A 19,091-nucleotide genomic window follows, 5' to 3' on the forward strand; every position below is an offset into this window, starting at 1 on the left:
GATTTTTCCTGGAGATGTTATTTCTCTGCCCTTACCTTTTTAACTTCCGCCGCTGTAACCAGGCTGCTGTTGTTGCCAAAATTATTGCGGATATAGGTAAGCACCGCCGCGATATCTGCATCACTTAAAAAATTATGCTTGGGCATGGCGCTGTTGTAAGGCCTGTTTTTCACCTTGATGGGGCCATCGAGGCCGTTAAGTAATACCCTTATGGCCAGGTCTTTTTCCATAAACTTACCGCCGGTTACCCATTCCGATCCGCTGAGCGGCGGGATCATATTACCATCGCCACGGCCATTTTTTTGATGACAGTTGGCACAATAGGTATTGTAAATTTTAGCGCCGCCTTTAAGCATCCCGGTTTGCAGGTCGTTTTTTAAAACATCGGGCAACCTGAAAGCCGGCAGTTTTTTACGAAGCTCCATTTTGGCAAGCTCGGTTTTGCCGAACCCTGCTTTATTGCCTGTGTAGGAAATCTTCCAGATCTTCCCTTCTTCCGTTTCGCTGATGTATAACGAACCATCAGGCCCCATGGCCAGCCCCATTGGCCGGTAAACAGCATCACTTACACTCACTACGGTGTTTTTTCCGGTAAATCCATCGGCAAAAATTTCCCATTGCCCAAAAGGTTTGCCGTTTTTAAAAGGCACGAAACATACAAAAAAACCGGCCTGCGGGTAAGGGGACCTGTTGGTTGAACCGTGAAAGGCGATGAAGGCGCCGTTTTTATATCTTGCCGGGAACTGATCGCCGGTATAAAAAAACAGATCATTAGGTGCCCAGTGCGCCGGGAAAGCCATGATAGGTTGAGCATACCGGGCACCATTGCCGGCTTTTACACCATTGCCGCCGTATTCGGGGTTCAGGAGTTTTTTCTTTTTAATAGGATCATAATAATAGTAAGGCCAGCCTACATCCGTGCCTTTTTTTACTTTAATAAACTCTTCGGCGGGCAGTACGGCGCTTTGCCAGGCGCTGAATATTTTAGGAAACTGTAAACGCAGGTCATCCCGGCCGTGAGCAACAACGTACAGGCAATTGTCGGCAGTGTTCCAATCCATAGCCACTATACTGCGCATGCCGGTAGCATAACGGATCCCATCAGCCTGTACCTGGTTAGGTTTAGCCTCATCAAACTGCCAGATGCCTCCGTATTGCTTTAATAACGGGCAGCCCTTGATTCCCTTTGAGCCTGGAACCCTGTTTTGCTCCTGGCAGGCGTTTGAGGGTGCGCCGAAGGCTACATACATATGTCCGGCATTGTCAAAGGCCAGCGGCTTAGCATCGTGCTCGTGCGGGGCAGTAGCATCATGCAAAATCAATTCGAGCGGTGCATCGGGCACCAATGTTTGCGGATTTAATTTTGTCCGATAAACGTTGGTCTCCGAACTAAAATACAGGTAACCTTTATGTACCCGCATACCTGTACCATAGGGGCCTTTATCTTCATAATTGGCAAACTTTTTAATGATATCGGCCCGGCCGTCGCCATTGGTATCACGCAAGGCAACATTGCCTCCGATAGAATCAGGGAAGCGGAGCTTTACGTAAACATCACCGTTAGTGTTCACCGCTATATGCCGCGCACGCCCTTCCAGGCTGTCAACCACCACTACCGCTTTAAATTTGCCGGGCAGGAATAAGCCGCCGTTGGTGGTATCTTTTGCCGGCGGCATGATTTTCTTCCCGATATCTTTAAAGCTGGTTACAGACAGTGCGCACAGGATCAGCAAAATGCCAATCGCAATTGTTTTGTTTTTCATTATTGATGCGAACAGATTATCTAAATGCGGGATCATTGCTTAAAAAGCAACGTCCTGCTATAAAAGCAATTTAGCAGGTAAATGTTTAGGTAGGGTTCTTATTTTTTATCTGAAACCGAGTGATAGAACTATGAATTAATGAAACACTACATTAAAAAGATAAGGTTTTGTAAATTGATATCGATTAACATTTAAATGATAAATTTGTATTTATGGACTATATTGAGATAAAGGGATACAAATCCATCAAGGAAGCCAAAGTTGAGTTAAAACCGATCAATATATTGATTGGCGCTAACGGTTCGGGCAAAAGTAACTTTATTTCATTTTTTGACTTCTTAAATAGAGTTAGCAACCAAAGCCTTAGAGAATATATTGGGTTGAATGGTGGCGCCGAAAAATTCTTATATCAGGGAAGTAAAATAACATCTCAAATAAGCGCTGAGGTTTCGTTCAAAAACCATACAAATACTTATTCATTTACTGTTCAGAGTGAGGATGATACTTTTATTTTCACTAAAGAATTATTGTGGTTTAATGATGATGCCAGGGATTTTGCTTCCTTTAAACCAGAAGCCTCAATAAAAACAGCAACCGGTTATCGGGCACAGTACATAAGAGAAGATTTAAATAGCTTCAAGAAATATCACTTTCATGAAACCGGTAAGAATTCGCCATTTACTCAAATGAGCAACGTATTAAATGGCTCTTATATTTTTTATGAAGACGGCAGAAATCTTGCATCATTCTTGCACCACATAAAGCAAAATGACATGATAATTTACAATCGTATCATTAAAATGATCCAAAGCGTTGCACCATATTTCTCCGACTTCTTTTTACAAGCAAATGAAGAAGGGCATATACGATTACAATGGCAGGATAAATATAGTTCAACTATCTATGGCGCTTCAGATTTATCTGATGGCACAATCAGGTTTATTGCTTTAACTGCATTATTTATGCAACCGAAATTACGCAAAAGTATAATCATCGATGAACCTGAATTAGGTTTACACCCTTTCGCTATCACAAAATTGGCAGGTATGATTAAAAGTGCAGCCTCAAGAGGAACCCAGGTAATAGTTGCAACGCAGTCGTCAGATCTCATTAATCATTTTGAAGCGATGGATATTATTACCGTCGACCAGATCAACGGCCAAACCGAATTTAAAAGGTTACATGAAGAAGAATTAGCAACCTGGCTTGAAGACTATTCAATAGGAGATCTATGGCAAAGAAATATCCTTGAGGGAGGGCAACCATAATTCAATTATGAAAAGAATTATCATAATATGTGAGGGCCAAACCGAGCAGGAATTTTGCAAAGATGTATTACAGCCTCATTTCAACTCAAAAGAAATTTACCTGCACCTTCCTACGATTAAGAGATCAGGTGGTGGAATAGTACCATGGCCCGCTTTTAAGAAACAAATAGAAAATCATTTACTACAGGATAAAGAAGCTTTCGTAACAACCTTTGTTGATTATTACGGCATTCATGACAAGCATAATTTTCCGGAATGGGGAATGTCAAAACAAATGATTGACAAGAATGCTAAGATGACTTTTCTTGAAAGTTCCATGTTCGCAGCAATCGACGTTGATATAAGCAACCGTTTTATACCCTACATGCAATTACATGAATTTGAAGGATTATTATTTAACGATATAGAAGTCTTTAATGCCAACTTTTCTCAACACGAGCTTATCGGCAAAACAGAGTTGGAACAAACCATCATTAATTACCCTAATCCTGAACTGATTAATGACACGCCTCAAAACGCTCCATCGCACAGGTTAAATCGTTTAATAAAGGGCTATAATAAAATTGTTTATGGCTCAATTTTAGCCGAAAACATTGGCTTGATAAAGATCAGGAATAAAAGCCCCCGGTTTAACAACTGGATAACAACATTGGAAAATCTGTAGTCCCCGATAATAATGTCCGAGAAAAACAAATTAGGCCTGTGGACCAGCACCTCGCTGGTGATTGGCAATATGATAGGTGCAGGCATTTTCCTGATGCCGGCGGCTATGGCATCATTCGGGAGCATTGGTTTACTGGGCTGGGTATTTTCGGCGATAGGCTCATTTTTTTTGGCGAAGGTTTTCAGTAACCTGAGCAAGCTTCTCCCTCACGCCACCGGCGGCCCATATGCCTACACCCGCGACGGGCTGGGCGATTTCATTGGCTTTTTAGTTGCCTGGGGATATTATCTTGCAGTGGCCTGCGCCAACGCGGCCATCACTATCTCGTTTGTGAGTGCCTTAAGCACCTTTTTTCCAATATTAGGCAGCAGCAATGTTATTGCGGTGAGTACGGGTTTGTGCTCGATATGGTTATTAGCTTATATAAATACGCTGGGCGTTGTTACCGGCGGCAAGCTACAATTGGTTACCACTATTTTAAAAGTGTTACCACTGCTGCTGGTAGCTATCGGCGGTTTATTTTTTATCAAGGCGGCAAACTTCAGCCCCTTTAACGCCAGCGGTACCGGTATAGTCAGCGCCCTGCAGGCAACAGCTACTATGACCATGTTTGCGTTTATAGGCATTGAAAGCGCTACTGTACCATCGGGCAGTGTAGCTAATCCCGAAAAAACGGTGGCCAGGGCAACCATGCTTGGGCTACTCATCACCACTTTTATCTATATATTGGGGAGTGTAAGTGTTATCGGCATTATCCCGGCAGCACAACTGCAAAAATCGCTTACGCCTTATGCCGATACCGTGGTGATCATCTACGGCGGCAGCGCCCGTTATTGGGTTAGCGCAGGTATTGCCATCGCCGCTTTCGGTTCGCTGAACGGGTGGACGTTATTGCAGGGACAAGTGCCTTATGCCATTTCAAAAGATCAACTTTTCCCGCCAATATTCAGCCGCACTAATAAGAAGGGTGTGCCTTATATGGGTATTATCATCAGTAGTATTATGGTATCGCTGTTTATGGCTATGAATTATACCAAGGGCCTGGTAGCACAGTTTAAGTTCCTGCTGCTGCTTTCGTTGTTGAGTGTTTTAATCCCATATTTGTTATCGGCGGCGGCTTACCTGGTTATCCGGGTACGAAAAAGCCCAAAGGCAGGAGGCTGGGCCGGAGCTATAGCATTGGCTATACTGGCATTTGCTTATGCGCTTTGGGCTATTGCGGGAGCCGGACAGGAGGCAGTATATTATGGTTTCCTACTGCTTATGGCCGGCATCCCATTTTATGTTTGGGCCGCATTCAGGAAGAATGCGAATTAGTTTTTTATAATGCTCCAGCTTTAATCTCATCAACTACAGATGGATCGAGCAGCGTACTGGTATCGCCAAGGTTTGAGGTATCGCCTTCAGCAATCTTGCGCAAAATGCGGCGCATGATCTTGCCCGAACGTGTTTTTGGCAGGCCGGTTACAAACTGGATCTTATCAGGCTTGGCTATCGGGCCAATGATACGCGATACCGTCATGATGATATCCTTACGTGTAATTTCTTCATCGCCATGTTTATCAGGGCTAACCACGTATGCATAAACACCCTGGCCTTTAATATCATGCGGATATCCAACCACTGCCGATTCAACCACGCTGCTGTGCATATTGATGGCATTCTCCACTTCGGCAGTGCCGATGCGGTGACCGGATACGTTCAGCACGTCATCCACGCGACCGGTAATGCGGTAATAGCCATCCTGATCGCGCAGGCAGCCATCTCCGGTGAAATACATGTTTTCGTAAGTAGCAAAGTAAGTGGTGCGGCAGCGCTCATGATCACCATAAGTAGTGCGCAGCATGCCCGGCCAAGGGAATTTGATACACAGATTGCCGCTTACACCGTTACCTTCAATCACCTGTCCGTTTTCATCAACCAAAACAGGTTGTACTCCCGGTAAAGGTAAAGTAGCATAACCCGGTTTGGTTGGGGTAATGCCGGCGATAGGAGAAATCATGATACCGCCATTTTCGGTTTGCCACCAGGTGTCAACAATTGGGCAGCGGTTTTTGCCGATGTTGTCATCAAACCAATGCCATGCTTCCTCGTTAATAGGTTCGCCTACAGAGCCTAATTTTTTAAGCGAGCTCAGGTCTTTATTATTTACGTTGTCCAACCCGAAGCTCATCAGTGAGCGGATAGCTGTTGGCGCAGTATATAATATGTTTACTTTAAATTTATCTACAATCTCCCAAAAACGGCCGCAATCAGGATAGGTTGGAATACCCTCAAACATCAAAGTAGTGGCTCCCTGCGAAAGCGGGCCGTATACTATATAGGAGTGCCCGGTGATCCAGCCGATATCGGCAGTACAAAAATATACCTCGCCCTGGTTGTATTGGAATACATTGGCGAAAGTATAGCCCGCATAAACCATGTAACCACCGCAGGTATGTACCACACCTTTAGGTTTACCGGTTGAGCCTGAGGTGTACAGGATGAACAGCATATCCTCGGCGTCCATAACTTCGGCAGGGCAGCTTGGGTTACCTTGTGTTTCAACTTTTTTAATTTCATCTTCCCACCAAACATCACGGCCTTTGATCATGGATACCGGAGTACGGCTGCGGGTAAGTACGATCACTTTTTTCACCGAACGGCATTGTACCAATGCATCGTCGATCACAGTTTTAAGTGGCACTTCTTTATTGCCACGCTTACCACCATCGCAGGTGATCACGATATTACATTCAGCATCATTAATCCTATCGGCAATGGATTGTGCAGAAAAACCACCAAACACTACCGAGTGAATAGCACCAATACGGGCGCAGGCTAAAACAGCGATAGCCAGCTCAGGGATCATTGGCATATAGATACAAACACGATCACCTTTTTTTGCACCATTGTTTTTGAGCACGTTGGCAAACTGGCAAACCTTATCATGCAGCTGGCGGTATGTTAATATCCGGTGATCTTCTTCCGGATCGTTTGGTTCCCAGATGATGGCTGGTTTATCGCCAAGGGTTTCCAGATGGCGGTCGAGGCAGTTTTCGGTAATATTGAGCTTTGCCCCCTGGAACCATTTGATCTTAGGCTCCTTAAAGTTCCAGTCCAATACGGTGTCCCACTTTTTTTGCCATAAAAAATTATCGGCAATGCCGGCCCAAAATTGCTCGGGCTGCTCAACACTTTGCTGGTAAACTTTTTTGTACTCTTCAAATGATGTAATTTTCATCGGTTGGTTGTTTGGTTGATGAAGCTGTTCCGGGGTTAAATTGTTTGTTTTTTGTTGCCCCGTACCAGTTTCATGCTGGTTTAAATGGTGGGCGTAATTTAATAATTTATGTGCGATGTGTAAACTAAAATCGCTACTTTTTAAATTTTTTTAAAAAGTAATTATTGGGCGAATAACGGCTTTAGATTTTGGTATTATTATTGGGTTGATGCGAGGGCCGCGTTAGGGATTGCAGTGAAAAGCCCACAGCGTGTGTAGAGTTTGCGGGAAGGAAAGGCGAGGACTTGTAACGGAAAGCCCGGCCCGTTGGCAACGCCCAGATTCTGAACCATGATTTTTAGGATTAACGGATTGGCGGGATGTCTGAATTGTGTTATTACTGTTTAAGCCTATGGTGACAACACCCGACATAAGCTCAATTAGGTCGAATTACGCGAATTATTATTCCCTTCTGTTCAAATTCGTGTAATTCGATCTAATTCGAAAAAATTAGTGTGGTAATTTCTATTGTATTATAGCCAATTTACGCTGCTGTTTTTAAGCGTTGTTTTTACTCTAATGCCACTGAGTAAAAAGAATTTGAAAATTTTTCAAATCACTGTTGAATATTTGATTTAAAAGTCTGATATTTGCAAACTCTTTTTGGATAAAGGGTTGATAATTAAAAATATTTGTCATGTCAAGAATTTGTGATCTAACAGGAAAAGGATCTATCGTAGGTAACAACGTTTCAAACTCAAACGTTAAAACAAAACGCAGGTTTCATCCTAACTTGAAACTTAAAAAGTTTTATATTCCTGAAGAAGATAAATGGATTACCTTAAAGGTATCTACTTCTGCTGTAAAAACTATCAGCAAAAACGGTATTACCGCCTGCATCAATAAATTTGTTAAAAAAGGCTACATTTAGTAGTTGGCTTGCAAGTTTAGCAGTATAATAAAATTGAAAAAATTACGTAAGCCGTGAGGTGACACGTACAACATAAAAAGAAAATGGCAAAAAAAGGCAACAGGGTTCAGGTGATTTTAGAGTGCACCGAACACAAAACAAGCGGTATGCCAGGCATGTCTCGCTATATCACCACTAAGAACAAAAAAAATACAACTGAAAGATTAGAGTTGAAAAAATTCAACCCTGTTTTGAGGAAAGTAACAGTTCACAAAGAGATTAAATAATTAGTTGACCGGGTTGATTGGCAGGTCAGGTCTTAAATTGATATAGCCAACTCAATAATTCACTAACTCACTAATTCAATAATTAAACAACATGGCAAAGAAAGTAGTTGCAACACTGAAAGTAGCAGGTAAAGGCAAAGAATATTCAAAAGTGATCACCATGAATAAATCACCTAAAACCGGTGCTTATTCATTCAAAGAGCAAATTGTCCCTAACGATTTAGTTAAGGATGCAATTGCAGGTAAAACTATATAATCACTCTTTGATTTAAATATTGAAGCCGTCTTGTTTTAACGAGAGGGCTTTTTTTGTTGAATGATTGTCTGAATCAGAATTTACAGAATTAATAAATTGACAGAATGCTGTTTGAATTAATATCTGATATTTCTGAAAACATATTTAAATTCAGAAAATTCTATAATTCTGAAAATTCTGATCACTATGGGATTATTTGATTTTTTTAAGAAAAAGGAAAACACGCAGCAGGAACAGCAAGCGCTTGATACCGGTTTGGAAAAAACCAAGGATAACTTTTTTTCAAAGATCACCAAAGCCATCGCCGGTAAATCAACCGTTGATGATGATGTGTTGGATGAGCTGGAAGAGATCCTGGTTACATCAGACGTTGGCGTAAGCACCACCCTTAAGATCATCGACAGGATCCAGGCCCGTGTTGCCCGTGATAAATATGTAAGCACCAACGAGCTGAACACCCTGCTAAAAGATGAAATTCAGCAACTCCTCGCCGAAAATAATAGTAACGACTTCCGCAATTTTGAATATGGCGACCATAAGCCATATGTAATTATGGTGGTTGGCGTTAACGGTGTAGGTAAAACCACTACTATAGGCAAGCTGGCCCACAAGCTAAAACAGGCCGGTAACCAGGTAGTTTTAGGTGCGGCCGATACCTTCCGCGCAGCCGCAGTCGACCAGATTAAACTTTGGGGAGAGCGTGTTGGCGTAAAGGTTGTTGCCCAGGCCATGGGGTCAGACCCGGCTTCGGTTGCTTATGATACCCTTCGCTCGGCGGTAGCCAACGGCGATGATGTAGCTATTATAGATACTGCCGGTCGTTTGCATAATAAAGTTGGCCTGATGAACGAGCTTACCAAGATCAAGAACGTAATGCAAAAGGTGATCCCCGGTGCCCCGCATGAGATACTGCTGGTACTGGATGCCTCGACCGGGCAAAACGCCATTGAACAATGCAAGCAGTTTACAGAGGCTACCAATGTAAATGCCCTGGCGTTAACCAAGCTTGACGGTACAGCCAAAGGCGGTGTAGTAATAGGTATATCAGATCAGTTCAGGATTCCGGTAAAATATATAGGTGTAGGCGAAGGCATGGATCACTTGCAGCTGTTTGACAGGCAGGCGTTTGTGGATTCATTGTTTAAACAATAGCATTTTATTTCTGGGATTACACCGATTATTGAATGATTACACCGATTTTTTTTTGATTGTAGATTGATTCTTTTTTGATTTTTTGATGGGAAAGTTTGAAAATGATCCGCTTACTGAAAAGATAATTGGGTGTTGTTATGAGGTTCATCGGTTTTTAGGTCCCGGATTTAATGAAAAAATTTACGCGAATGCATTGCAATATCAACTCACTTCACAAGGTTTAATTTTTGAAGCCGAAAGGGAATTTAACGTATTCTTTAAGGATCAATATGTCGGTAAGTTTAGATGTGATCTGTTTGTTGAAAACATGGTGATTGTTGAACTTAAATCAGTTACTGGAATTATGCCCGTGCTATTTACAAACCAAGTATTGTCATATCTAAAAGCGAGTAAAATTAAAACCGGATTGTTGATTAACTTTGGCAATTCAAGTTGTGAAATAAAGAGGATCTCCATTTAGCAATCAATGAAATTACTCGAAAAAATCGGTGTAATCATATAATAATCGGTGTAATCCAGAGAATAAAAAAATCGGCGAAATCACTAAAAAATCGGTGAAATCCCAAAAAAAGATAATGAGGACGAAAGAGTTAGATAAGCCCAAAAAGATAGCCAAACCCCGTGTAAATGTGGTTACATTAGGCTGTTCAAAAAATATTTACGATTCGGAGATATTGATGGGGCAGTTGAAGGGCAACCAGTTTGATGTGGTGCATGAGGCCGGGAAGGTAGGCAAAAACGATATTATTGTAATTAATACCTGCGGCTTTATTGATAACGCCAAGCAGGAATCGATAGATACTATCCTGCAATACAGCGAGCTTAAAGAGCAGGGTAAGGTAGGAAAGGTGATTGTTACCGGTTGCCTGAGTGAGCGCTATAAGCCTGAGCTTGAAGCAGAGATCACCAATGTCGATGCTTACTTTGGCACCAATGATCTGCAGAATTTACTGGCATCGGTAGGGGCTAACTACAAACATGAACTGATAGGTGAGCGTTTGTTAACCACCCCGTCGCATTTTGCATATTTTAAAATTGCCGAGGGCTGCAACCGCCCATGCTCGTTTTGCGCTATTCCTTTAATGCGGGGCAAGCACCTGAGTTCGCCTATTGAGCAATTGGTTGAGGATGCTAAGAAACTTGCTAAAAACGGCACAGAAGAACTGATCCTTATTGCACAGGATTTAACCTATTACGGTCTTGACCTTTATGGCAAGCGTAACCTGGATGAACTGCTTCGCCGTTTATCTGATGTGAACGGTATTGAGTGGATCAGGCTGCAGTATGCTTATCCTTCAGGTTTCCCGATGGAGATTTTGGATGTGATGAACGAGCGCGAAAACATTTGCAAATACCTGGATATGCCTTTGCAGCACATTACTGATAATATGCTGAAATCGATGCGCCGTGGGATTACCAAGCAAAAAACTATTGACATTGTAAACGAGATCCGTGATAAAGTACCGGGCATAGCGATGCGTACCACGCTGATTACCGGTTATCCCGGCGAAACCCAACAGGATTTTGAAGAGATGGCGCAATGGGTTGAGGATACCAAATTCGACCGCCTGGGCTGTTTCACTTACTCACACGAAGAAAAGACCCATGCCCATAGTTTGGTTGACGATGTGCCTGAAGAAGTAAAACAGGAGCGTGCCGATGCCATTATGGAAATTCAACAGGGTATCTCGTTCGATAAAAACCAGGAGAAGATCGGTAATATCTACAAAGTGCTGATTGATAAAAAGGATGGCGGTTACTTTGTTGGCCGAACAGAATTTGATTCGCCCGAGGTTGATAACGAAGTTTTGATTGATGCCAGCGTTGATTATGCTACTGTTGGCAGCTTTGTTAACGTAAAGATAGACAGCGCCGAAGACTTTGACCTTTATGGACAAATTGTAAAATAATAGTAATTTGCAGCTTGCTGTAAAGCGATTTGCGATTTATAATCTAATTTCGACATCAGCATTTAATTTTATTTGCTGATGTTTTGTTTTAGGCCAAATCTGAAACCGAGCATCCAAAACCCGAATAAAAAATGGACGCATCCTGTATAAGTTATAAAGACACCGGTTTCTTTTCACACACAGTTGCCGAATACATCGACAATAAACCCGAACTGCAATCTTTTTACGGCTACCGCCCTGATATGGCCGGTTTTGCCGAATTTTTGAAAAACAAAAAGGTAGTTGCAGATCGTGAAGTGCTGGTGCGTGTTTTAACCAAACAATACGAGTGTTTAGAGTCCGTAAGCCGGAAAGCCGGAAAGTCGGAAGGTAGTTATGGCACTACTCCCTCTCTCCCGGAGAGGGTTGGGGTAAGGCTGAACCTGGAGCTGCTAAAGCAGGATAATACGTATACCATTACAACCGGACATCAGCTCAATATCTTTGCGGGGCCGCTGTATTTCCTTTATAAAATTGCCACGGCCATTAAACTGGCGCAGCAATTGAAAACCGCCCATCCCGATAAAAACTTTGTACCCGTTTACTGGATGGCCAGTGAGGATCATGACTTTGCCGAGATCAACTACACCAACATTGGCGGTAAAAAAGTACATTGGTGGTATGAGGCTTCGGGCGCTACCGGACGCATCGACCCGGTGAGTATGCGCCAGGCACTTAACCAGTACAAAGGTGTTTTAGGCATGGAAGGCCACGCTACCGACCTTGCCGGGATTGTTGAAACTGCCTATACCAAATTTGATAAACTGGCTGATGCCACCCGTTATTTAGTTAACTCATTGTTTGGGCAGTATGGCCTGGTTATTATAGATGCCGATGACCACGAGTTTAAAAAAGAGTTCGCCCCAATTATGGAGCAGGACATCATTGGTCAGCATAGTTTTAAAAACATCACCGAAACCAACCATAAGCTTCATGAGCTTGGTGTGCATATCCAGGTTAACCCACGCGAAATCAATTTCTTTTACCTGAAAGATCAGCTTCGCGAACGAATAGTTTTTGAAGATGCCAGTTATCAGGTGCTCAACACCGGGATTAAGTTTACCGAAGCTGAGCTGAAAAAAGAGATAGCCGAATACCCCGAGCGTTTTAGCCCTAACGTGGTAATGCGGCCGTTGTACCAGGAATGTATTTTACCAAACATTGCTTATATTGGTGGTGGTGCTGAAGTGGTTTACTGGCTGGAGCTGAAATCAAACTTTGATCATTATAAAATTGATTTCCCGATCCTGATCCTTCGCAACTCGGCATTGGTAATCAAAAAAGAGCAGGCCTCCAAGATTGAACGTATGAGCCTGGATGCCATTGACCTGTTTAAAGAAAGCGATGCCCTGCAAACCTACTGGATTAAAAAGCACAGCGGCCATAACCTGAGTATTGCTGAAGAATGGCGCGAAATGGAAAGCCTTTTTGAGAAAATAAAACTCCGCGCATATAAGATCGACCCTACGCTTTCACCATCAGCTGCGGCTGTACAGGCCCGCCTTAAAAAGGCCATGGATAATCTTGAAAGGAAACTGATCCGCGCCGAAAAGAGAAACTATAGTGTACGTTTAGAGCAGTTAACCGCTGTTAAAGCCGAGCTTTTCCCAAAAGAAAGCCTGCAGGAGCGTTCTGAAAACTTTGGCCTCATGTATGTAAAATGGGGGCAGACCTTTATTGATGAACTCATCCGCCTGTTTGAACCGCTTGATTTTAAGTTTACTGTATTAACGGAGAAATAACGCTATACCTCAATCTCTCCTCTCCCCCGTTCGTTTTAGCCCAGGTGCTGTGTAGGAGATATAAGCATTGGATGACTTATGCTTTTTCAAGCTGATGGCTTAATTTAAGAGCTATAGCGCCTTTCGGTCCAACTTGCGATAAAACCACCCCACACTCCTGCGAACAAAAAAGGGCTTAAGCAAATGCCCAAGCCCTTTAATTGCCAAGATAATAGCAGATATTATTCTTTATTCTCCAATTCAGCAGCAGCCGGTTCGTCAAGGAACCATTCTACTTCGCCTGATATGGAATCAATAAGCTGTGCCGGATAAAGTTCAATATCCTCGTCATCTTCCAGGATGTGTTTTACAGCCTCGGCCTTACCTGCTCCGTAAACTAAGAATGCTATTTGGGCAGCATCATTAATAAGCGGTGCGTTGAGGGTAATGCGCCATACCTGCTGATCGTCCAGCCATACTTCTTTTACACCGGGCACGCGGTCATGCAGCACCGGCGTATAAGGGAATAATGATGCGGTATGCGAGTTATCGCCCAGGCCTAATAATACCAGGTCAAAACTTGCTTCATCGTCGTCAAAAAATGCCGAGATCACTTCCCAGTATTTAGCGGCAGCTTCGGCAGGGCCAAATGATGTTTCAACCGGGAAAATCTGTGCCGGGCTGATCATTAATGGCTCAAACAACGCCTTTTTAGCCATCAGGTAATTGCTGTCCTTATGGTCATGAGGTACATTGCGCTCATCGCCAAAAAAGAAGAAAACCTTTTCCCAGTTTACCTGGTCGGCATAAGTTGTTGAAGCTAACAGCTCATATAATTTTTTAGGTGAGCTGCCGCCCGAAAGCGCCACACTGAACTTGCCGTTTTTGTTAATGGCTTCGGTAGCCAGGGTAACAAAATGATCGGCCAGCCCGGTTAAAACCTCCCCTTCTGTGTTATAGATATTCAGTTTCATCAGCTTCTTATTTTTTACCGTTTACAGGTAACGTAAACCAGTTATAGCCATCGCGGGCAATTAAAGCTTCTGCAGCTTCAGGTCCCCATGAATCGGCCGAATAATTAGGGAAGTTAAGGCTCTTTTTATTTTGCCATGTGTTTAGTATCGGCATTACCAGCTCCCATGCTGCCTCAACCTGGTCACCACGCATAAACAGGGTCTGATCTCCCATCATGGTATCCAGGATCAATGTTTCGTAAGCTTCAGGAGCCTGATTGGTGTAGGTACCTTTATAATCAAACACCATATCAACGGCGTTTAATACCATATCGATACCCGGGCGTTTAGCCTGAACCTGTAAACGGATGCTCATTTCAGGTTGAATGCTGATAATAAGCCTGTTTTGCTGCCAGCTTTCAGTTGCCTCGGCCGGGAAGATCTGGTGAGGAACATCTTTAAACTGGATAGTGATAACCGATGATGACTGGTGCATTCTTTTACCTGTACGTAAATAGAACGGAACGCCCTGCCAGCGCCAGTTGTCAATAAAGAACTTGATGGCGGCAAAGGTTTCCGTATTTGATTCGGTGTTAACCTTTGGCTCCTCGCGGTATCCCGGTACTTCCCTGCCTTTCATCCATCCGCTGCCGTACTGGCCCCTAACTGTCGAATTGCGTACATCTTCAGCAGTAAATTTGCGCATTGCTTTCAGCACATCAACCTTACGGTCGCGTACCTCATCGGCGCTAAAGCTGATAGGGGGTTCCATAGCTACGTGGCAAAGCAATTGCAGCAGGTGGTTCTGGATCATGTCTCTCATTGCACCTGAGCCATCATAGTAGTCGCCGCGTTCTTCAACGCCTAACTGCTCGGTAACTGAAATTTGTACGTGCTCAATATGGTTCCGGTTCCATAACGGCTCCATAATGGAGTTGGCAAAACGGAAAGCCATGATATTTTGAACAGTTTCTTTACCCAGGTAATGGTCAATACGATAGATCTGGCATTCATCAAAAATGCTTTTCAATAACTGGTTCAGATCTTTTGCAGTTTCCAGGTCGTGACCAAATGGTTTCTCAATGATGATCCTTACACGTTTTTTATCATCGGCCAGTTTAGCTTTTGATATGTTTGATGCAATGATAGGGAAGAAATTAGGCGCTACTGCAAGGTAAAACAATACATTGGCCTTGGTTTTCCACTCGGCGTTGTGTTTTTCAATGCGTTTGCCAAACTCTTTGTACGTTTCAAAATCAGTAGCGTCAGATACCTGGTAATAAACGTTTTTTACAAATTCGGCCCATTGTTTATCATCGGTTTTACCGCTGCGTGAAAACTGGTTGATATCTTTATACAGGTTCTCCCTGAATTGCTCGTCGGTAAGCTTGGTACGACCGGTACCAATAATGGAAAATTGTTTAGGCATCCATCCGTCTAAAAACAGATTATATAGGGCCGGCGCAATTTTCCGGGAGTTTAAATCTCCCGTTCCACCAAAAATGATAAATATGGTAGGGTCTGATTTAGCTGTTGTGCTCATTGTTTTGTTTTAATTAATAGCGTCAATTAATCGTTTACCGGAGCCCATTGTGTATGGAAAGTACCTTCTTTACCAATAAGCTCATAAGTATGTGCGCCAAAGTAATCGCGCTGAGCCTGGGTTAGGTTTGAAGGCATCCTTTCGCTGCGGAAAGCATCGAAATAGCTTAATGCCGAAGCATAGCCCGGAGCAGCAACACCGGCAGCAACAGTAGCCGATAATACTTTCCTGATGCCCGGTAAAGTGCCGGCAACAAGAGCCTGGATATCGCTGTCAAGTAACAGGTGAGGCAATGCCTGATCTTTATTGTAAGCGTTGTAAATGTCATTCAAAAATTCTGAACGGATGATACAGCCACCTCTCCAGATCTTGGCAATCTCGCCTAAATGAAGATCATATTTGTACTCTTCAGATGCTTTGGTAAGCAGGTGCATACCCTGTGCATAAGTAACGATGCTGGTAAAATAGAAAGCCTGCTCTAAAGCAACCAACAACTCTTCTTTATCGCCTTCAAGCTCGATAGGGTCATTGTAAAGGGTTGAAGCTTTTTCGCGCAGTGATTTGTATTTTGAAAGATCACGCATGGATACTGAGGTATCGATGGTTGGTATAGGGGTTACCAGGTCCATAGCCACCTGCGAGGTCCATTTACCGGTACCTTTAGCTTTAGCTTCGTCTTTAATATCATCTAACAACAGATGATCGGTGCCCGGTGCTTTGTATTTGAAAATATCTTTGGTGATATCTAACAGGAATGACTGTAAACGGCCTTCGTTCCATTTAGTGAACAGGTCGCCTATCTCGTCGTTACCTAACTTTAAGCCTTTTTTCAGGATCTCATAGGTTTCGGCAATTACCTGCATGATCCCGTACTCGATACCGTTGTGCACCATTTTAACAAAGTGGCCTGATGCGCCAGGGCCAATATAGGTAACACAAGGTTCGCCGTTAACTTTAGCAGCAATGGCTTCAAAAATAGGTTTCATTACAGCGTAAGCATCCTTATCGCCACCCGGCATCATGCTCGGGCCACGACGGGCACCCTCTTCACCACCTGATACGCCCATACCAAAGAAGTGTAAGCCTTTAGCTTCCAGTTCCTCAACACGGCGGTTGGTATCGGTAAAGTGCGAGTTACCGCCATCAATCAGGATATCGCCTTTTTCCAATAACGGGGTTAATTCCTCAATTACAGCGTCAACAATTTTACCGGCAGGTACCAGCATCATGATAGCCCTTGGCGTGGTAAGGCTCTGTATAAATTCTTTAACATCGGCAAAGCCCTTAGCGGCCCTGTCACCAGCTTCCTGGTTCAATGAATCTACTTTACCGGTATCTTTATCGTGCCCGGCAACCGCGAAGCCATGATCGGCCATGTTCAGCAGCAGGCTGCGACCCATAACACCCAGGCCTATCATACCAAAGGCGTATTTGTTTTCTGTTGCGCTCATTTTGTTTTGAGGTTTTCTTTTTTAAGAGTTTCTAAAATTTTTTTTGTGCTTTCGAGGCTGGTATGCTGGAACGAACGGATGCCCAGTTTTTGCGCGGTATCAACAAACATTTTTCTGTCGTCGAAATAAACGCATTGCTGAGGCGACGCCTGGGCAATACCCATAGCTAACTGCCAGATACCCGGATCTGGTTTACGCATTTTTACTTCGCATGATGATACAAAGGCATCAAAACACTCATGCAGTTTAAATTTACGTACCCTGTAATCGTTCAGCTCCTTACCCTCATTGTTCACTGATATAATACGGAAGCCGCAATCTTTTTTCCAATCCTTAAGGAATTGCAGCATTGGCAATTCAACAGATGTAGAATAGATAAAATCCTTAAAATCTTCGCGTACAAAATCCCTTGGGTGGTTAAATATCACCGTATCAAGATATTCGTCAAGCGTGACGTTGCCAATTTCATATACGTTAAAAATAAAATTATGCAGGGCATTAACCTCGGCATAGTCGAGGTTAAAACGTTTGGCCGCTTCTTCGCGGGCTTCATGCCCCCATCCGTTCGACAGCAAAATGCCGCCCACGTCAAAAAAAAGGATCTTCAGATCAGCAACTTCCATAGGTGGTAGTATTTATTAGTCGAGAGTCTTAAGTTCAAAGTCAAAAAAAACTATTCCGACTTGAACTCAGGACTTTCTACTTAGAACTTATTACTTATTTTTCTGTGTTTCGATGGCGTTCAACAGCTTTTCAAACGGCTTGTTGAATTTCTCGATACCTTCGTCTTCCAGTTGCTGAGTTACAGCAGCAAGGTCGATACCCAAAGAAGGTAGTTTGGCTAAGATCTCGGTAGCTTTATCTAAACCGGTTTCTAACGTGTTTGCAGCAACACCATGATCACGGAAAGCGTCAACAGTTTCCAGCGGAACGGTATCAACAGTATCCGGGCCAATTAATGCCTCAACGTATTTGGTATCTTTAAATGCAGGGTTTTTGCTGCCGGTACTTGCCCAAAGCAAACGCTGTGGCTGTGCGCCCTGATCGGCAAGTTTTTGCCATCTTTCGCCGCTGAATACCCTTTTATAAATTTCGTAAGCTTTTTTAGCTGATGCGATTGCGACCTCGCCATACAGCTCTTTTTCGCCTTTTGCTTCGATAATAGGATCCACAACAACATCAATACGGCTCAGGAAGAAACTGGCTACTGACGCAATGTGGGCAATTTTATGACCTGCGGCTAAATGCTCTTCCAGGCCTGCAATGTAAGCTTCAGTTACTTCTTCGTAACGCTCTAAACCAAAAAGCAGGGTTACGTTGATGTTAATACCTTTTGCAATTGATTGCTGAATAGCGGCCAAACCCGGTTTTGTACCAGGGATCTTGATCATTACGTTTTCACGGTCAACTTTTTTCCAAAGTTCTTCGGCTTGTTTGGCAGTACCTTCGGTATCTAAAGCCAAAAATGGAGAAACCTCAAGGCTCACATAACCATCAACTTTGTTTGATTCTTCGTAAACACCTTTAAACAGGTCGGCAGCAGCCTGGATATCTTTAACAGCTATTTCAAAAAACAGCTTTTCGTTATCGCTTTCAGATTTAAGTGCGGCTATATCAGCATCGTAATCAGAACTGCTGCTGATAGCCTTTTCAAAAATTGCAGGGTTTGAGGTAACGCCGCGTACGCCGTCAACGTCAATTAATTGTTTAAGCTTTCCTGAAGAAATGATCTCACGGTCAATAAAATCAAGCCAGATGCTCTGACCGAAACCATGTATCTGCGCTACGTTATTAGTTGCCATAATAGGGTTTGTTTTTTTGTTTGTTAATTATTTTGTTAAAAGCGCGATGAAGGTAGTAAAAATTGCTACCAAATCGGTCTATTATGTAAAGTTCTTAATAAGAATGTCAGTAATTGTAAGATTTATATCATACTTTGTTAACATTTCCGGGCTAAGTCTGCAGTTTTTAG

The 19,091-nt window shown here is 43.1% G+C and carries 17 protein-coding genes; 10 read left to right on the plus strand and 7 right to left on the minus strand.

All coding sequences use genetic code 11. The annotated features are described in order from the left end of the window. Positions 1-17: 17 nt before the first annotated feature. Positions 18-1,763, minus strand: a complete 1,746-nt coding sequence (locus SNE26_RS24705; protein ID WP_321556529.1) for a c-type cytochrome — start codon at positions 1,761-1,763, stop codon at positions 18-20. 212 nt (positions 1,764-1,975) lie between these two features. Here SNE26_RS24705 and SNE26_RS24710 point away from each other — a divergent pair, with 212 nt between their 5' ends. Genes SNE26_RS24710 through SNE26_RS24720 form a run of 3 tightly spaced genes read left to right on the plus strand, consistent with a single transcriptional unit; the run spans position 1,976 to position 5,012 of the window. Then, complete coding sequence (locus SNE26_RS24710) at positions 1,976-3,031, plus strand: AAA family ATPase (protein WP_321556530.1); 1,056 nt, start codon at positions 1,976-1,978, stop codon at positions 3,029-3,031. Between the two features lie 7 nt (positions 3,032-3,038). Further along, entirely contained in the window at positions 3,039-3,695 is a 657-nt protein-coding gene (locus SNE26_RS24715; RefSeq protein ID WP_321556531.1) for a DUF4276 family protein, read from the plus strand. 12 nt (positions 3,696-3,707) lie between these two features. Beyond that, the gene (locus SNE26_RS24720; RefSeq protein WP_321556532.1) at positions 3,708-5,012 is read left to right on the plus strand and encodes an amino acid permease; all 1,305 of its coding nucleotides are present in this window, start codon (positions 3,708-3,710) and stop codon (positions 5,010-5,012) included. Positions 5,013-5,016: 4 nt separating this feature from the next. Here SNE26_RS24720 and acs read toward each other — a convergent pair whose 3' ends face one another. Then, complete coding sequence (gene acs / locus SNE26_RS24725; protein ID WP_321556533.1) at positions 5,017-6,918, minus strand: acetate--CoA ligase; 1,902 nt, start codon at positions 6,916-6,918, stop codon at positions 5,017-5,019. Positions 6,919-7,594: 676 nt separating this feature from the next. Here acs and rpmB point away from each other — a divergent pair. From rpmB to bshC, 7 genes are all read left to right on the plus strand, one after another. Further along, positions 7,595-7,828: a 50S ribosomal protein L28 gene (gene rpmB / locus SNE26_RS24730; protein ID WP_022830076.1), complete on the plus strand. Its 234-nt coding sequence runs from the start codon at positions 7,595-7,597 to the stop codon at positions 7,826-7,828. Positions 7,829-7,911: 83 nt separating this feature from the next. Then, positions 7,912-8,094: a 50S ribosomal protein L33 gene (gene rpmG / locus SNE26_RS24735; RefSeq protein ID WP_022830075.1), complete on the plus strand. Its 183-nt coding sequence runs from the start codon at positions 7,912-7,914 to the stop codon at positions 8,092-8,094. A 91-nt stretch (positions 8,095-8,185) separates the two neighbouring features. Beyond that, a complete protein-coding gene (locus SNE26_RS24740; protein ID WP_090532298.1) occupies positions 8,186-8,350 on the plus strand; it encodes a DUF4295 domain-containing protein in 165 nt (54 codons plus the stop codon). A 186-nt stretch (positions 8,351-8,536) separates the two neighbouring features. After that, positions 8,537-9,502 (plus strand): signal recognition particle-docking protein FtsY, encoded by a 966-nt coding sequence (gene ftsY, locus SNE26_RS24745; protein ID WP_321556534.1) that lies wholly within the window; start codon positions 8,537-8,539, stop codon positions 9,500-9,502. Positions 9,503-9,587: 85 nt separating this feature from the next. Next, positions 9,588-9,962 (plus strand): GxxExxY protein, encoded by a 375-nt coding sequence (locus SNE26_RS24750; RefSeq protein WP_321556535.1) that lies wholly within the window; start codon positions 9,588-9,590, stop codon positions 9,960-9,962. Between the two features lie 115 nt (positions 9,963-10,077). Next, entirely contained in the window at positions 10,078-11,412 is a 1,335-nt protein-coding gene (gene rimO / locus SNE26_RS24755; protein ID WP_321556536.1) for a 30S ribosomal protein S12 methylthiotransferase RimO, read from the plus strand. A 131-nt stretch (positions 11,413-11,543) separates the two neighbouring features. Beyond that, positions 11,544-13,193: a bacillithiol biosynthesis cysteine-adding enzyme BshC gene (gene bshC, locus SNE26_RS24760; RefSeq protein ID WP_321556537.1), complete on the plus strand. Its 1,650-nt coding sequence runs from the start codon at positions 11,544-11,546 to the stop codon at positions 13,191-13,193. A 221-nt stretch (positions 13,194-13,414) separates the two neighbouring features. On the opposite strand, the gene pgl is transcribed toward bshC, so the two are convergent. From pgl to tal, 5 genes are all read right to left on the minus strand, one after another. Next, positions 13,415-14,146: a 6-phosphogluconolactonase gene (gene pgl / locus SNE26_RS24765; protein ID WP_321556538.1), complete on the minus strand. Its 732-nt coding sequence runs from the start codon at positions 14,144-14,146 to the stop codon at positions 13,415-13,417. 7 nt (positions 14,147-14,153) lie between these two features. Next, positions 14,154-15,668, minus strand: coding sequence for a glucose-6-phosphate dehydrogenase (zwf, locus tag SNE26_RS24770; RefSeq protein WP_321556539.1), 1,515 nt, complete (start codon positions 15,666-15,668; stop codon positions 14,154-14,156). Positions 15,669-15,694: 26 nt separating this feature from the next. Then, a complete protein-coding gene (gndA, locus tag SNE26_RS24775; protein WP_321556540.1) occupies positions 15,695-17,119 on the minus strand; it encodes an NADP-dependent phosphogluconate dehydrogenase in 1,425 nt (474 codons plus the stop codon). Beyond that, positions 17,116-17,742, minus strand: coding sequence for an HAD-IA family hydrolase (locus SNE26_RS24780; protein ID WP_321556541.1), 627 nt, complete (start codon positions 17,740-17,742; stop codon positions 17,116-17,118). Before SNE26_RS24780 ends, gndA begins: the two co-directional genes overlap by 4 nt. Before the next feature lie 90 nt (positions 17,743-17,832). Further along, positions 17,833-18,921 (minus strand): transaldolase, encoded by a 1,089-nt coding sequence (gene tal / locus SNE26_RS24785; RefSeq protein WP_321556542.1) that lies wholly within the window; start codon positions 18,919-18,921, stop codon positions 17,833-17,835. Positions 18,922-19,091 lie beyond the last annotated feature (170 nt).

The organism is Mucilaginibacter sp. cycad4, assembly GCF_034263275.1.
Lineage (GTDB): Bacteria > Bacteroidota > Bacteroidia > Sphingobacteriales > Sphingobacteriaceae > Mucilaginibacter.